This window comes from Marinobacter sp. ATCH36 (assembly GCF_023555055.1).
In the GTDB taxonomy this organism is placed as follows: domain Bacteria; phylum Pseudomonadota; class Gammaproteobacteria; order Pseudomonadales; family Oleiphilaceae; genus Marinobacter.
Map to the genome: position 1 here is coordinate 508,667 of NZ_JAMJPL010000002.1, position 13,607 is coordinate 522,273.

General features: G+C 56.6%; 16 protein-coding genes. 10 read left to right on the forward strand and 6 right to left on the reverse strand.

Annotation, left to right across the window (positions count from 1 at the left end):
* Positions 1 to 45 precede the first annotated feature (45 nt).
* Positions 46 to 783, reverse strand: a complete 738-nt coding sequence (locus M8010_RS10090; protein ID WP_250091162.1) for a winged helix-turn-helix domain-containing protein — start codon at positions 781 to 783, stop codon at positions 46 to 48.
* A 301-nt stretch (positions 784 to 1,084) separates the two neighbouring features.
* Here M8010_RS10090 and M8010_RS10095 point away from each other — a divergent pair, with 301 nt between their 5' ends.
* Together M8010_RS10095 and M8010_RS10100 are read left to right on the forward strand one after the other, a co-directional pair.
* Complete coding sequence (locus M8010_RS10095; RefSeq protein ID WP_250090881.1) at positions 1,085 to 1,849, forward strand: GNAT family N-acetyltransferase; 765 nt, start codon at positions 1,085 to 1,087, stop codon at positions 1,847 to 1,849.
* A 36-nt stretch (positions 1,850 to 1,885) separates the two neighbouring features.
* The gene (locus tag M8010_RS10100; protein ID WP_250090883.1) at positions 1,886 to 2,692 is read left to right on the forward strand and encodes a lysophospholipid acyltransferase family protein; all 807 of its coding nucleotides are present in this window, start codon (positions 1,886 to 1,888) and stop codon (positions 2,690 to 2,692) included.
* A 2-nt stretch (positions 2,693 to 2,694) separates the two neighbouring features.
* On the opposite strand, the gene M8010_RS10105 is transcribed toward M8010_RS10100, so the two are convergent.
* The 4 genes from M8010_RS10105 to M8010_RS10120 all read right to left on the reverse strand — a co-directional run bounded on the left by M8010_RS10105 (position 2,695) and on the right by M8010_RS10120 (position 7,000).
* Positions 2,695 to 3,153, reverse strand: a complete 459-nt coding sequence (locus M8010_RS10105; protein WP_250090885.1) for an FKBP-type peptidyl-prolyl cis-trans isomerase — start codon at positions 3,151 to 3,153, stop codon at positions 2,695 to 2,697.
* Positions 3,153 to 5,360, reverse strand: a complete 2,208-nt coding sequence (locus M8010_RS10110) for an acetyl-CoA hydrolase/transferase C-terminal domain-containing protein (RefSeq protein ID WP_250090886.1) — start codon at positions 5,358 to 5,360, stop codon at positions 3,153 to 3,155. The genes M8010_RS10105 and M8010_RS10110 overlap by 1 nt, the downstream gene beginning before the upstream one ends.
* A gap of 80 nt (positions 5,361 to 5,440) precedes the next feature.
* Positions 5,441 to 5,755 carry a hypothetical protein gene (locus M8010_RS10115; RefSeq protein ID WP_250090888.1) on the reverse strand — a complete coding sequence of 105 codons (315 nt, stop codon included), beginning with the start codon at positions 5,753 to 5,755 and terminating at the stop codon, positions 5,441 to 5,443.
* Between the two features lie 207 nt (positions 5,756 to 5,962).
* Entirely contained in the window at positions 5,963 to 7,000 is a 1,038-nt protein-coding gene (locus tag M8010_RS10120; protein WP_250090889.1) for an NADP(H)-dependent aldo-keto reductase, read from the reverse strand.
* A gap of 104 nt (positions 7,001 to 7,104) precedes the next feature.
* Here M8010_RS10120 and M8010_RS10125 point away from each other — a divergent pair, with 104 nt between their 5' ends.
* Together M8010_RS10125 and M8010_RS10130 are read left to right on the forward strand one after the other, a co-directional pair.
* Positions 7,105 to 8,352, forward strand: a complete 1,248-nt coding sequence (locus M8010_RS10125) for a glycosyltransferase family 4 protein (protein ID WP_250090892.1) — start codon at positions 7,105 to 7,107, stop codon at positions 8,350 to 8,352.
* Entirely contained in the window at positions 8,318 to 8,893 is a 576-nt protein-coding gene (locus M8010_RS10130) for a phosphatase PAP2 family protein (RefSeq protein ID WP_250090893.1), read from the forward strand. The genes M8010_RS10125 and M8010_RS10130 overlap by 35 nt, the downstream gene beginning before the upstream one ends.
* Here the strand turns inward: M8010_RS10130 and dinB are convergent.
* Positions 8,868 to 9,932: a DNA polymerase IV gene (gene dinB / locus M8010_RS10135; RefSeq protein WP_250090895.1), complete on the reverse strand. Its 1,065-nt coding sequence runs from the start codon at positions 9,930 to 9,932 to the stop codon at positions 8,868 to 8,870. The two genes, M8010_RS10130 and dinB, sit on opposite strands and share 26 nt — an antisense overlap.
* 114 nt (positions 9,933 to 10,046) lie before the next feature.
* On the opposite strand from dinB, the gene M8010_RS10140 reads away from it, so the two are divergent.
* The 6 genes from M8010_RS10140 (at position 10,047) to M8010_RS10165 (ending at position 13,551) form a co-directional block, all read left to right on the forward strand.
* Positions 10,047 to 10,328, forward strand: coding sequence for a DUF1244 domain-containing protein (locus M8010_RS10140; RefSeq protein ID WP_250090897.1), 282 nt, complete (start codon positions 10,047 to 10,049; stop codon positions 10,326 to 10,328).
* Complete coding sequence (locus M8010_RS10145; RefSeq protein WP_250090899.1) at positions 10,325 to 10,714, forward strand: HopJ type III effector protein; 390 nt, start codon at positions 10,325 to 10,327, stop codon at positions 10,712 to 10,714. Before M8010_RS10140 ends, M8010_RS10145 begins: the two co-directional genes overlap by 4 nt.
* Entirely contained in the window at positions 10,711 to 11,475 is a 765-nt protein-coding gene (gene minC / locus M8010_RS10150) for a septum site-determining protein MinC (protein WP_250090901.1), read from the forward strand. The genes M8010_RS10145 and minC overlap by 4 nt, the downstream gene beginning before the upstream one ends.
* Positions 11,476 to 11,540: 65 nt before the next feature.
* Positions 11,541 to 12,353, forward strand: coding sequence for a septum site-determining protein MinD (gene minD, locus M8010_RS10155; RefSeq protein ID WP_137437500.1), 813 nt, complete (start codon positions 11,541 to 11,543; stop codon positions 12,351 to 12,353).
* Between the two features lie 3 nt (positions 12,354 to 12,356).
* Positions 12,357 to 12,611 carry a cell division topological specificity factor MinE gene (gene minE / locus M8010_RS10160; RefSeq protein ID WP_150993651.1) on the forward strand — a complete coding sequence of 85 codons (255 nt, stop codon included), beginning with the start codon at positions 12,357 to 12,359 and terminating at the stop codon, positions 12,609 to 12,611.
* 202 nt (positions 12,612 to 12,813) lie between these two features.
* Complete coding sequence (locus tag M8010_RS10165) at positions 12,814 to 13,551, forward strand: START domain-containing protein (RefSeq protein ID WP_250090904.1); 738 nt, start codon at positions 12,814 to 12,816, stop codon at positions 13,549 to 13,551.
* The last annotated feature ends 56 nt before the right edge of the window (positions 13,552 to 13,607 follow it).

Below are 13,607 nucleotides of genomic sequence, written 5' to 3' on the forward strand. Positions count from 1 at the left end.
GCATTGAACGCCGGCCCGAATGGGCCAGCGCCAGAGACTGAACAGTCAGGCTTCCTTTACAAACAGATAGCCCTTGCTGCGTACGGTTTTAATGCGCCTCGGATGAATCGGATCATCACCAATCTTGGGTCGAATCCGCGAGACCCGGACGTCGATCGAACGATCCTGGCCATCGTATTCGATGCCTCTCAGCGCGGTAAAAATTTCCTCACGGCTGAGAACCCGGCCAGCGTTACTGGCCAGCAACCACAGCAGGTCGAATTCCGCGCTGGTCAGATCAATGCTGTCATCGTTCAGCCACGCCTCGCGCATGGAGCGATCCACCACCAGGTCGTTGAACTGCAACCTGACGGGCTCCTCGCCACTGCCCTCTTCCGCATCCGCCGAGCCGTTCTCGGTTACCCGCCGCAGCAAGGCACGAATTCTTGCCAGTAATACTCTCGGCTGAACCGGCTTTCCTATGTAATCATCTGCGCCCATTTCCAGGCCGAGCACCTGGTCCAGGTCATCGGTGCGGGCAGTCAGCATGATGATGGGCCCGGGATAGAAAGGCCGGGCCCGCCTGCAGATGGACAACCCGTCCTCGCCGGGCAACATCAGGTCGAGCACGACCAGATCAGGCTGCTCCTGACGAATACGCTCGACCGCTTTGCCACCGTGGGTTTCGAGAGAAACTGTCAGCCCGTTACCTTCCAGATATTCCCTGGTCAGCTCAGCCAGCCTCTCATCATCTTCGACTATAAGAATCCGCCAACTTTCGTTCGTCTGTTCCACGCCGTCCATCTCTGATTTTGTTATTCCGGTTTTTTGAAGCTTCCGGCCACGTTCACCCCACCTGGCCGAAAAAGAGTCGTCTGCCAGAAGATCTGCCATGTAACTGACAATACAGGCTACCTCCTGTAACAGCAATTATACATGCTATTCAGAAATATACATGGAAGCGCCCGTTCGTTACAGCCCGTGACAAACGTCACAGTGCAACATCCGCCCCCGATGCTTGTCACAAAGTCGTCATCCCCGGTTCATTTCAATGTCACACCGAATTCATAGCCTTGTCCAAAAGAGGACACAAAGAGGCATTGCCATGAACGCCCAGACAGCCCGCCTATCAAGACCGGCCCGCCGGCTTGAAACCATCATCACGCGGCAACCGGATCTGATCGAAGCCGCACAGAAATTACGTTACCGGGTATTTTCGGAAGAGTACGGCTCCGACCTCGGTGCAACCGTCCCCGGAATTGATGCCGACGAATTCGACCGGTATTGCGACCACCTGATTGTTACCGACCAGAACACCGGCGAGCTGGTGGCAACCACGCGAGTATTGCACCACAGCAAGGCCATGGAGGCCGGCGGCTTCTATTCCGAGGGAGAATTCGAATTATCCTCGCTGTACCGGCTGCCTGGAGCCGTCGCTGAACTTGGACGAACCTGCGTACACCCGGACTACCGGAATGGCGCAACCATCAGCCTGTTGTGGGCCTCTTTGGCGGAATACCTGGTGTCTCGCGATGTAGACTACCTCATAGGTTGTGCCAGCATTGGCATGTCAGACGGCGGCCTGAAAGCATGGCGTATAGCCCGCTACCTGCAGCGTGAATTTCTCGCTGGTGAGGAATATCGGGTAACACCGCTGCGGGCACTGCCGCACCTCACCCACACCGTCAGCGAAGAGCGGCCGGTAGATGTACCAGCGCTGATCAAAGCCTATATGCGACTCGGTGCCCGCGTATGCGGAGAGCCCTGCTGGGATCCGGACTTCCGCTGTGCTGATCTGCTGGTTGTGCTGGACGTGAACAACCTGGCCAGCCGCTACAGCCGACACTTTATGCGTAACCAGGCTCAGTAAGCGACCAACATCAACGCGGTAACCTGAGGATTGGCCATGGAACTCATACGCCTGACCACAAGACTTGCACTTTTTTCCGGATTTCTGGCGCTGACGGCAACCCTCGCAGCCACTTTGCTAGTGCTGGAAACCCTTTTCCGGTGCCACATCAACCGCGCGCCCTTCGCTCGCATCTGCTTCAGCGGTGCAAGCCGCTGCCTCGGCTTTCGTATCTCTGCAAAAGGCATTCCCGACAACGGGCCCGTACTTTATGTGAGCAATCATATTTCCTGGTCCGACATTCCAGTGCTCGGAGGCATGGTTCCCCTTCATTTTCTATCCAAGGCCGAAGTCGGTCGCTGGCCAATAATCGGCTGGCTGGCGAATCAGGCCGGCACCCTGTTTATCCAGCGTGGCAGCGGTAAGGCGGGGCTTGCGCGTCGTGAAATTGCCAATACGCTAGGTCAGGGGCGGTCGGTGCTGGTGTTCCCGGAAGGCACCACAACAGCAGGTGTCACGGTTTTACCGTTTCATAGCCGCCTGCTCCAGGCAGCAGCCGATGCCGGGGTGGACATCCAGCCCATCAGTATTGGCTACCTGCGGAATGGGCACCCTGACCACCTGGCCCCATTCATCGGCGATGATGAGTTCCAGCATCACCTGGTCCGCATGCTGCGCCAGCCGGCCGTCGAGGTGGGTGTTATTGCCCATCCTGTGGTATCCCTGCGGGAAGGCAGCGACCTGTCCGAGATAGCCAGGGGATTGCAGAAGACTGTTCAGGACGGATTATGGGAAATCCAGGCCGGAAGACTGTCAAAGCCGGAAACTACCGGGCAGACAGCTATTGCCAGCCCGAAGGTGTGACTTCAGCTCAGGGGATGGCCGGCGTTGATTTCCTCTTCCGTGGCTTCACGCTTGCCGATGATCTCCAGATCAAAGTAGAGGGTGAAGCCAGCCAGCGGATGATTGGCATCGACCCGCACCAGATTGCCGTCAATACCTACCACCTGAACCACCTGTGCGCTATCACCGGTATTGGTCTGGAACTTCATCCCCACATGCAGGTTTTCCACGCCTTCGAACATTGACCGGGGAACCTTGCGAATCAGCTCCGGATTGTGCTCACCATAGGCCATAGCGGGCGGCACGGTTACTTCCAGGCAGTCTCCGATATTACGGTCTTTCACCGCTTTCTGGATGCCTTCAATGATTTCCGGGCTACCCTCCAGAAAATACAGCGGCTCGCTGCCCTCGGAAGTGTCGACCAGCTCTCCCACTTTGTTCTTGAGAACATAATGAACGGTAAATACAAAAGGTTTTTGCATCAGGTAGTACGGTTTCCTGTGTCCGGTGTATCAGTCAGCTTCAGTGCATGGATTACCAGGCGCTGATCCAGCTTTGCTTTCAGCCCTTTGGGCTGGTCAAGGCTCATACGTTCCAGCAACGACCGGTACCTACCCTGATCGTCCTTTGCCTTCGCTGCACGCCACAAGGTTGCCAGTTTACCACGACGGGTTGCCGTTGCGGCCTTCAGTGTCTGCAATGCCTTGCCCAACCTCAGTTCTTCATCCGTGAAATCCCTGCCAAACGGGAAGGGAGGAAATACCTCCTTGTCACCCGCCGCACGGATGGCGGCCTGAACGGATTCCGGCGTGTTATTGCACCATTCTGACGGCAAGCGAAACGAGGCATCCACTTTTCCGGCCTTCTGCGCCTGCTTCAGCAATCCCTGCTGGAACCGGGAATCGGCAATGCGGATCAGGCGCAGATAGACTTGCTCATCCGATTGACCACGCAGATCCGCAATGCCGTATTCAGTGATCACGATATCCCTCAGGTGGCGAGGAATAGTGCAGTGGCCGTAACTGAACACGATGTTGGACAGGGTTTTACCCCCGGAACTACGGGTGCTGCTCAAAGTCAGTATAGATCGGGCCTCCGGCAGCTCGTGCGCCATGGCCACAAAATTATACTGACCACCCACGCCGCTGACCACGCGACCATCATCCAGGCCGTCCGAGACAGCCGCGCCGTTAAGGGTATACATCATCGCCGAGTTGACGAAACGGCTGTGAACCCTCTGCGCGACCTTGAGGCGCTGATTGCCAAACGCGTGATCATAAAGATGGTTGATGTAGTTCACACTGGTCATGCAGATACGTTGCCGATCCTGCGGAGACAAGTCCCGCAGGCGCTGGTAAAACTGTTCCGGCCCGACATAGAAACCGCCATGGAGAACAATCCCCCCGGTCAGTCGCTCCCCCAGCGCCAGGGAGGCAATCGCCTGCCTCGCTGCCTCATTGTCGAGGTCCGGATCAAGTGACTGGTCACCGATTCTCAGACGCCCTCCCTTGAACTCCACACCTGAATGAAGGATGCCGTAGCTACAGAGCCACTTTACATCGCGGGCCCGCAGCGGCGAGACGATCAGCTTTTCCCGGCGCAGCACATCGAGGGTGTCCAGCGAAACATGGTGAGCCAGCTCTCCCCGGTTAATCAGTGTCTGCAAGCCGGCATCATCAAACACTTCCCGGTTCAGTACACCGGCTTCCATCAGGTAGATGAATCCGTCCACCATCATTTCGCTGCATCCGTACAGCCCCTCCGTGAACGTACCAGTGCCCCCATACTCGTTTACGACAGGAAAGCGCTCGGCAATTTCAAGGTGGTCAAACACCTTTTTCCAGTGGTCGTTGTCTGTATGCCTCAGGATTGCACTGTGAACCAACGCCGCTCCCAACGATCCGATACCCACCTGGAGCGTACCGCCATCTTTCAGCATTGCGCTGGCATAAAATCCGATCAGGTGATCTTCCGGGCTGACCGACATCTGTGGCGCCGAGAACAGGGGGTAGTCAGACGAGGCCTGCTCAAGAACAATGTCAAAACGAGCCTGCTCCACCGCAGCATCGTTGCCCATATAGGGAAGATGGCTATTGGTTTCCGCCACGATAGCGACCGGCGTCCCCGTCTCCTCACGTTCCCTGAGCAGGGGAATCAGGTCGAGGGTAAGATCCGGATTACAACTCAGGCTGAACGTGTCCTGCTGCTCGGGCTCCGTGGGAGGCGCCACCATCTGGCCCACCACATTGACGCCAAGCGCCATCAAATCCCGGACAGCGTGGGTGTAATTGGTGCAGACATAATTTCTCTGTTGGGTTTCGTTATGGAGAAAGGACCCTGCCTTGAAGAAAAATTCCGACACTTTCACATTATCCGGCAGCTTTTGCAGGATCACATCCCGCGCGAACTCAAGCTCGGGAATCTGGCCATAAAGCCTTTCGGCGAATGGCCCCATGAAGCGCTTCTCCAGCGACGAACTGCCAACCGGGGCGGTCAGGGACAACGCGGTTACGATGTGCAACTGAACGGATGGGTCATTCTTCGCGCGTTGATAAAGGGCATTCACAAGTCGGACTGGTTTACCGAGGCCAAGAGGCAAGCCAAGCGTGATCGTCTTTCCAACCCGGCGGATCAACTCATCCACACATTCAGCACTACTTCCCAGTGTTACCGGTTGTTCCTTTGCCATGACCATACTCCGTATCTGTGCACGAAAATGCATTTAACGGGAATAATCACACGCGAAAACGCGTCAGGCAATGACGCCGGTCAGAAATTCCACTTGAGGTTGAGGCAGGCGCCTTCCTCAAGCAGCGCTATACCATGATCCGCCTGGGCGCGGTCAGAAGCATAGGTTTTCGATCGGGACTCTGAGCGACTGAACCCAAGGCTCAGCAGACGTGAGCCGAGGTTTGTGTACATGTCTACTTCATCAGTCTCAAAATCACCCGACATCTGATCCTGAAGCTGGTAGATATCCTCAGCAGGCACTTCATCGGCGAAAACGCGCTCACTGGCTTCAGCACGAACCACGAACGCGATCATATTGAGTGCAAGAAGTGCGATGAAGATACGGATAATCATATCGATTCTGGTGACCTGTCAGCGAAACGGAAGTCTACTGTCATGTAGTGCTTAAGTCTAATGATTAATGGCCAGAAAGATGTGATTTTGCACACATTTGCGCTGCATTTTTGTCACCAGATCACCGCATTTCTGTCAAAAAAATACCGACTTTTATTGCAAGTTGTAAACAGCCCTCCCCCGCCGAGAGACGTCACCGCGATTTCCTCAGGGACAAGGGTAAGTGTGCTCCCGGTTGAGGTCCTCAATCGCCTCAAGCACATTTTCATTCAGGGAAACCGACGCCGACCCGAGATTTTCCCGAAGCTGCTCCAGAGTGGTGGCCCCGATGATATTGCTGGTTACAAAATCACGGCTGGTGACATACGCGAGCGCCATCTGCACCGGGGAAAGCCCGTAGCTGGCCGCGAGGTCTACATAGGCACGGGTAGCTTCGGCACCGCGACCGCTGGTGTAACGGGTGAACCGCTCATACAGGGTCATCCGTGCTCCCTCAGGGCGTTTGCCATCCAGGTATTTGCCGGAGAGCATACCGAATGCCAGGGGCGAATAAGCCAGCAGACCCACCTGCTCACGGCATGCGATTTCCGCCATTCCGACTTCAAAGGTACGGTTGAGCAGGTTGTAAGGGTTCTGAATGCTGACAATTCGGGGCCAGTTGCGCTCGCGGGAAAGACGCAAGTATTCATTAGTGCCCCAGGGTGTTTCATTGGACACGCCAATATGGCGGACCTTTCCTTCTTCCACCAGTTCAGCCAACGCGCCGAGCGTCTCTTCAATGGCGGTGGCCTGTTCATCCGCACTGTGCCTGTAACCCAGCGTGCCGAAAAAGTTGGCATTACGGTCCGGCCAATGCACCTGGTAAAGGTCAATATAATCTGTCTGAAGCCGGCGCAGGCTGTCTTCGCAGGCCTGGCGGATATGATCCCGCGTCAGGCGGGGACCGTTACGCAGATATTTCAGGCCATTACCCGGCCCGGCCACCTTGGAAGCAATTACCAGGTCATCCCGGCGACCGCGCCTGGCAAGCCAGTTACCCAGATACGTTTCCGTCAGACCCTGTGTCTCGGGCCGTGGCGGCACCGGGTACATCTCCGCCGCATCAATAAAATTAACACCTTCGGCTGTCGCCAGATCCAACTGCTCAAAAGCCTGCTGTTGGCTGTTCTGCTCTCCCCAGGTCATGGTACCCAGGCAGATCTCGCTGACATCAATATCGGTCCTGCCCAGTTTGCGGGTTTTCATATCTCCTCCCGAATTCGCAGTTGAAAAAGCTGGCCGCTGAAAGGGTAAAGGGATTGTCACGGAAATGTCCCGGAACTGTCACGCCGGATTTTCATAGTAGGGGCATGAAAGAGAACAACGCAGGAAACAACGTGACCGGAATCACCCAGGCTTCAGGGCACAGGCTTCACATTACCATTGTTTCGGAGACCTTTCCTCCGGAAATCAATGGCGTGGCCAACACGCTGAGGTATTTATGCCTGGGGCTGATGCGACGCGGGCACCGGGTTACGATTATCCGCCCCCGCCAGGGTGATGAGTCAAAAGGCGAATTTCTCGAGACAGGAGAATGCCTGTTCTCACAGGAATATGTCGTTACCGGTCTGCCAATTCCGGGGTATAGTGACTTGAGATTCGGGGTCGCCCGCCCGGGCTACCTGGCTTCGATCTGGAAGCGTCAGCGCCCGGACGCTATCTATGTAGCGACCCAGGGGCCCCTTGGTGTTGCCGCGGTTTCAGCAGCGCGGCGTGTTGGCGTACCGGTCAGCTCCGGTTTTCACACCAACTTCCACGCCTACAGCCGCTACTACGGCGCCAGTTTTCTGGAAAAGCTGATATGCGCCTATGGTCGATGGTTCCACAACCGAACCGCCCTTACCCTGGTGCCCACCCGGAAGATAGCCCGAACCACCGCTGATATGGGCATCCACCCCACTTCGGTGTGGAGTCGTGGTGTCGACTGTGGCCGTTTTACGCCCCAAAAGCGCGACCAGGCATTGCGACAGCAGTGGGGGCTGCAACCCAGCGACCGCGCGATTCTCTACGTCGGCCGACTGGCACCTGAAAAGAACCTGCGGATGGCCGTGTCCTGCTTCGAGCGTATTCGCGGCCTGCATCCCAACGCCAGATTTATCCTGGTGGGTGATGGGCCAATGCGCAAGCGTCTGGCAGAACGCCATCCCGACTATGTGTTTGCCGGCAACCGCCGGGGCGAAGACCTGGCCCGCCACTATGCGTCCGGCGATATTTTTCTGTTTCCCAGTAAAACCGACACCTTTGGCAACGTGGTTACAGAAGCAATGGCCAGTGGCCTAGCAGTTGTTGCCTTCGATGATGCCGCCGCCAGCGAGCACATTCGACACGGAGACAACGGCATGAAAGCACACCTGCTCGATGACGAAAGCTTCGTGGACCATGCCCTGCGCCTGGCCGACCAGCCAACACTGATGAGCAGGATTCGCGCCCAGGCGCGACTGGACGCACTGGAACTGGACTGGGCAGCGCAAATCGATCAGTTCGAGCAGGTGATACTGACCCAACCACATAGGACTCACTACAATGCCATCAAACAGCAAGGCATCTCGCTTCTTTAGCCTGGTAGACCAGCGGGAGTTCGCCCTCTGCCAGTCCATCAACAGCAGCTTGAGATTCCGCCCGGTCCAGGGTTACTTTCAGGTAGTGAGCCGTTTGGGTGACGGCTGGTTTTGGTATCTGGTAATCCTGGCCATGCCGCTAATCAGTCCGCAGGATGGACTGGCCATTGCGTTGCTGATGGTGGCCACCGGGCTGATCTGCACCATAAGCTACAAGCTGTTAAAACGCTGGCTGATCCGCGAGCGACCGTTCATCTCTTTTCCATCGATCAATTGCGGTACCCCGCCCCTGGACCGCTACAGTTTCCCGTCGGGCCACACTTTGCATGCTGTCTGTTTCAATACTGTGCTGGCGATGACCATGCCAGAGTTGGCCTGGATCCTCCTGCCATTCACCCTGAGTGTTGCCGCTTCCCGTGTGGTACTGGGGCTGCATTACCCCAGTGACGTTGCCGCCGGCGCATTGATCGGTGGTTGTCTGGGACTGCTGTCGGTAAGCTGTCTTTCTGGTGTGTTCAGTCAAATAGCCGCAACTGCATAACCGGCGATTCATCACTGCGGAACCGCACTCCCAGCCCCAATAGACGCACGGGGCGCTCTGCATCAGTGATCAGCTCATCAAGTAAAGGCTGATAATCTTCCATTGCTGGCTCCCGAATCTGTTCCCGCACCCGTTCCAGGGTGTGAGTAGAGAAATCGCTGTAACGGATCTTTATAAACAGCTTGTGAATGGGTTTGTGGGCAGCCTTGCGGTTCAGCCTCAGGTTCAGGTCTGCCACCAGTGATGCCATTACCGATTCACAGGCACGCTTGTCCGGCAAATCCTGGGAAAAGGTACGCTCCACGCTGACAGACTTGGCGATGCGCGACACCACGACATCGCGATCGTCCCGGCCATAGGCCATTTCCCGCAATCGATACCCCTGTTTGCCAAACTTTTCCAGCAGGACATCGGTGGGAATACTCTGGAGATCGCCGCAAGTGGCGACGCCCAACCCATGCAGTTTGCCGGCGGTTACCTGCCCGACACCGAACAGCTTTTCGACCTTGAGGTCCTGCACAAAACCATCCACGTCCTCGGGACGAATCACAAACAGGCCATCAGGCTTTTGCCAGTCGCTGGCAATCTTTGCCAGAAACTTGTTGGGAGCCACACCCGCAGAGATGGTAATGCCCACTTCGTCCTTCACCCGCTGCCTGAGATGCTGTGCCATCAGGGTCGCGCTGCCCTTGTGATCACTCACATCGCTGACGTCAAGAAAGGCTTCATCCAGGGATAAAGGCTCCACCAGGTCAGTCAGTTCCCGCAGTATCGCCATCACCTGTTTCGACACCGCCCGATAGCGGGCCATGTCAGGTGGCACTGTAACCAGCCCCGGGCAAAGACGCCGTGCCTCACCACCAGGCATGGCCGACCGAACCCCGAAGGCCCTCGCCTTATAGTTGCAGGTGGTGACAACGCCCCGGCCGCCCTCGCCGCCCACCGCCAGGGGAACGTCGCTCAACGAGGGATCGTCCCGCATCTCCACGGCAGCGTAGAAGCAGTCACAATCTACATGGATAATCTTGCGCTGGGCCATGACTCTTCAATCGGGTAGATTATCTGTACATATGTACAGCCTTGTATCTTACGGTAACATGCCGAAAATGTCAGGAGTTCTCAACGTCAACTCCAGCAACCGGTGCAAGCAATCATGACAAACACTATCCCGGAACAGTCACAGACAGAAATCGAAGCGGCCGCATTTCGAAAACTGGTCAGTCACCTGCGTGAACACACTGAGGTGCAGAATATTGACCTGATGAATCTGGCAGGATTCTGTCGCAACTGTCTTTCCAAGTGGTATCGCGCAGAAGCCGCCGAAAAAGGCTTTGAGCTGTCAGACCCGGAAGCCCGGGAAATCATTTACGGGATGCCCTACGAGCAGTGGAAAGCCCGATATCAGACAGGTCCCAAAAAGGACCACCACGAATGAACCTCAACGACGCGGTGCGCATACACCTGGCGTCGGTAGACGCCGGCCACGGCGATTTTGATGACACCCTGGCTCTGATTGAGCGTTTTTTCGAGTATCAGCCCACCGGCTTCTACAACGGCCCTCTGTACAATGGTGCTGGCGAGAATTCCGGCTCCTGTCGGGTTTTTTCGCTGGCTCAGTACTGCAACCTGGCCGAGTCTGATACCTTGCGCCTGTTTGCGCAGCATTACCGGCAGGTTCTGGATGAGCCGACGGGCGAAAGCCATGGCAATATTCGCCAGTTTATCGGCACCGGCTGGTCCGGAATCCGCTTTGACGGCCCGGCGCTTCGCAAGCGCCCGGCTACCACCCAGGACGACACCACGGAAGAGACCCAGCCATGAGCGAAACCGCCGTATCCGGGGTAAAGCAATGTTTCCAGCTCAAAAGTGCCAGCGTGTCCATGACGGCACTGGAGCTTTATTTTTTCGACGATGAAGATTTCGAAAGCACTCTGCGAGACAAAATCAGTCAGGCCCCGGGCTTTTTCAAGGATATTCCGCTGATTGTCAGCCTCGAGAAATACGAGGGTCTCAGCGGCGAACTGGATTTTTTCAAAATCATCGGTGCCTGCCGCCGCCACAATATTCACGTTATCGGTGTGCGCGGCGGTAACGACGACCAGCGCCGGCTGGCGCGGGGTGCCTCCCTGGCACTGCTTCCCGGCGGCAACCAGAGGGACCGGGAGATTGACACCGGGCCAGAGACTGAAGCGGCCGATACCACAGACAGTCCGGCACTGGCAAAGGTCGAAACCCACGGCGAGCCGGCCCCGGCAAAAATTATCAATCAGCCCGTGCGCTCCGGGCAGCAGGTTTACGCCCCGGATGGTGACCTGATCATACTGGCACCGGTGCAGGCTGGTGCTGAAGTGCTGGCAGCTGGCAACGTGCATGTATACGGACCGCTACGCGGCCGGGCCCTGGCAGGCATTCATGGTGCCGAGCATGCGCGGATATTCTGCCAGTCTCTTGAAGCAGAGCTTGTGTCCATCGCCGGACACTATAAAATCTCCGAAGATCTTCAGGACAACGGCTGGAAAACCGCCGTCCAGATCCAGCTCAGGGATGATCTGCTGGTGGTAACGCCACTGGAAAAGGCCTGATCAGAACGTAACTACCCGCGCAGGCGGGGAAAACGACGAATCCACCGCAAAACAGGAATGCAACCTTGGCTAGAATCATTGTCGTTACCTCAGGAAAAGGTGGCGTAGGTAAAACCACAACCAGCGCCTCTATCAGCACCGGGCTGGCAAAGCGTGGCCACAAAACCGTGGTCATTGATTTTGACGTGGGCCTGCGCAACCTGGATCTCATCATGAACTGCGAACGCAGGGTGGTGTACGACTTCGTGAACGTGATCCAGGGCGAAGCCACGTTGAACCAGGCCCTGATCCGGGACAAACGGGTTGATACCCTCTATATACTGCCGGCGTCACAGACCCGGGAGAAGGAAGCCCTGACCAGAGAGGGCGTTGAAAAAGTAATCAACGAACTGTCTGAACGGTTTGACTACATTGTCTGTGATTCGCCCGCCGGCATTGAGCACGGTGCCCTGATGGCGCTTTACTATGCGGACGAAGCCGTGGTGGTCACCAACCCGGAAGTGTCTTCGGTTCGGGATTCCGACCGTATTCTGGGCATTCTTCAGAGCAAGTCCCGACGCGCCGAAATGGGCCAGGATCCGGTCAAGGAGCACCTGTTGCTGACTCGCTACAACCCGGACCGGGTGGCCAGGGGCGAAATGCTGTCAGTGGCCGACGTGGAGGAAATCCTTGCCATCCCCCTGCTGGGCGTGATTCCGGAATCGCAGATCGTACTGAACGCTTCCAACCAGGGGCTTCCCGTGATTCTTGAGGAAGACAGCGACGCCGGGCAGGCCTATGATGATGCAGTTGCCCGTCTGTTGGGTGAGGAGCGCGAGCATCGGTTTATGTCGTCCCAGAAAAAGGGTTTCTTCTCGCGGATGTTCAAGGGGGGCTGACGGATGAGTTTCTTCGACTATTTCAAGAGCAAGAAGAACAACCGGTCTGCCAGTGTTGCCAAGGAACGTCTGCAGATCATTGTTGCCCACGAGCGGGGCCAGCGGGAGCAGCCTGATTACCTTCCAGAGTTGCAGCGAGAACTGCTTGAGGTCATCCGCAAGTACGTTCAGATCAGCGATGATATGGTGCAGGTGGAAGTCGACCGCAACGACAGCTGTTCAGTTCTGGAGCTGAACGTGACCCTGCCGGAACACTGACCGGTCCCATCCTCTTTCCTCCGACGCCCGGCAGGCCGCCTGCCGGGGTCTGTCGATCCGCCCATCCTGGCCATCAAATCAGGCCAAAAGTTACCGACGCCATTTCAGTCAGTTACCCAGTTCACAATCCCTCGATTACATCAGCCTGGCACGACTTTCCCCATGATAGACTCGCCCGGACATTTTCAAGGATGTGAAAACCATGCAAAAACTGAGGGCTCCGGGCATTTACCGTCGGGTTTCCACACCGGCCATGCTACTTGCAGCCGCCATGGTATCAACAATGACAATGGCGCAACTGCCGGATGAAAATGCCGATGGCTGGAGCCTTCGCAAAGAAACCGACAACATCCGCGTATTCACCGTCGACCAGCCTGCCTCCAGCTTCCAGGCATTCAAGGCCGAAGCTGTTCTCGATGTACCCATTGAAAACCTCATGGCCGTCATGGTTAACCCACAGTCCTGCATGGAGTGGGTGCACAACTGCTCGGAATCCTACGCCTTTGGTGACGGCAGTTTTCAGGACCGCTATGCCTACTCTGTCAATGACATGCCCTGGCCGGTGACAGACCGGGATTACGTCATTCGCATTCGTACCCACGGCAACAAGAGCGACGGCGAAATCGTAATGGACCTCAACGCCATCCCCGACCAGCGTGAAGAGGAAGGGGATTACGTTCGCGTCGACAAGTCCGACACCCTGTACCGGTTTATCCCCGAGGGCGACCAGACCCGCATGATCTGGGTGCAGCACACCAACCCCAACGGGGCGATACCCGGCTGGCTGGTAAACACGCTGCTGGTGGACATCCCCATCCGCTCAATCGAGCAACTGGAACGTGTGGCCCGGTGGGACCGCTATCAGAACCACGAACTGGTTTACGACGACGGTGGCAGGCTGAAGGATGTCGCCCCCAAAAGCCAATCAGGGGATGACTAGTCAGTAAGTAACAGCTAAGCTCTTTTACATAGGACCTGTTAACGGAGCCGCATCGT

Coding starts and splice junctions, on each gene's coding strand:
- M8010_RS10090 (WP_250091162.1), bottom strand. CDS start 783: ATGGACGGCGTGGAACAGACGAACGAAAGTTGGCGGATTCTTATAGTC.
- M8010_RS10095 (WP_250090881.1), top strand. CDS start 1,085: ATGAACGCCCAGACAGCCCGCCTATCAAGACCGGCCCGCCGGCTTGAA.
- M8010_RS10100 (WP_250090883.1), top strand. CDS start 1,886: ATGGAACTCATACGCCTGACCACAAGACTTGCACTTTTTTCCGGATTT.
- M8010_RS10105 (WP_250090885.1), bottom strand. CDS start 3,153: ATGCAAAAACCTTTTGTATTTACCGTTCATTATGTTCTCAAGAACAAA.
- M8010_RS10110 (WP_250090886.1), bottom strand. CDS start 5,360: ATGGCAAAGGAACAACCGGTAACACTGGGAAGTAGTGCTGAATGTGTG.
- M8010_RS10115 (WP_250090888.1), bottom strand. CDS start 5,755: ATGATTATCCGTATCTTCATCGCACTTCTTGCACTCAATATGATCGCG.
- M8010_RS10120 (WP_250090889.1), bottom strand. CDS start 7,000: ATGAAAACCCGCAAACTGGGCAGGACCGATATTGATGTCAGCGAGATC.
- M8010_RS10125 (WP_250090892.1), top strand. CDS start 7,105: ATGAAAGAGAACAACGCAGGAAACAACGTGACCGGAATCACCCAGGCT.
- M8010_RS10130 (WP_250090893.1), top strand. CDS start 8,318: ATGCCATCAAACAGCAAGGCATCTCGCTTCTTTAGCCTGGTAGACCAG.
- dinB (WP_250090895.1), bottom strand. CDS start 9,932: ATGGCCCAGCGCAAGATTATCCATGTAGATTGTGACTGCTTCTACGCT.
- M8010_RS10140 (WP_250090897.1), top strand. CDS start 10,047: ATGACAAACACTATCCCGGAACAGTCACAGACAGAAATCGAAGCGGCC.
- M8010_RS10145 (WP_250090899.1), top strand. CDS start 10,325: ATGAACCTCAACGACGCGGTGCGCATACACCTGGCGTCGGTAGACGCC.
- minC (WP_250090901.1), top strand. CDS start 10,711: ATGAGCGAAACCGCCGTATCCGGGGTAAAGCAATGTTTCCAGCTCAAA.
- minE (WP_150993651.1), top strand. CDS start 12,357: ATGAGTTTCTTCGACTATTTCAAGAGCAAGAAGAACAACCGGTCTGCC.
- M8010_RS10165 (WP_250090904.1), top strand. CDS start 12,814: ATGCAAAAACTGAGGGCTCCGGGCATTTACCGTCGGGTTTCCACACCG.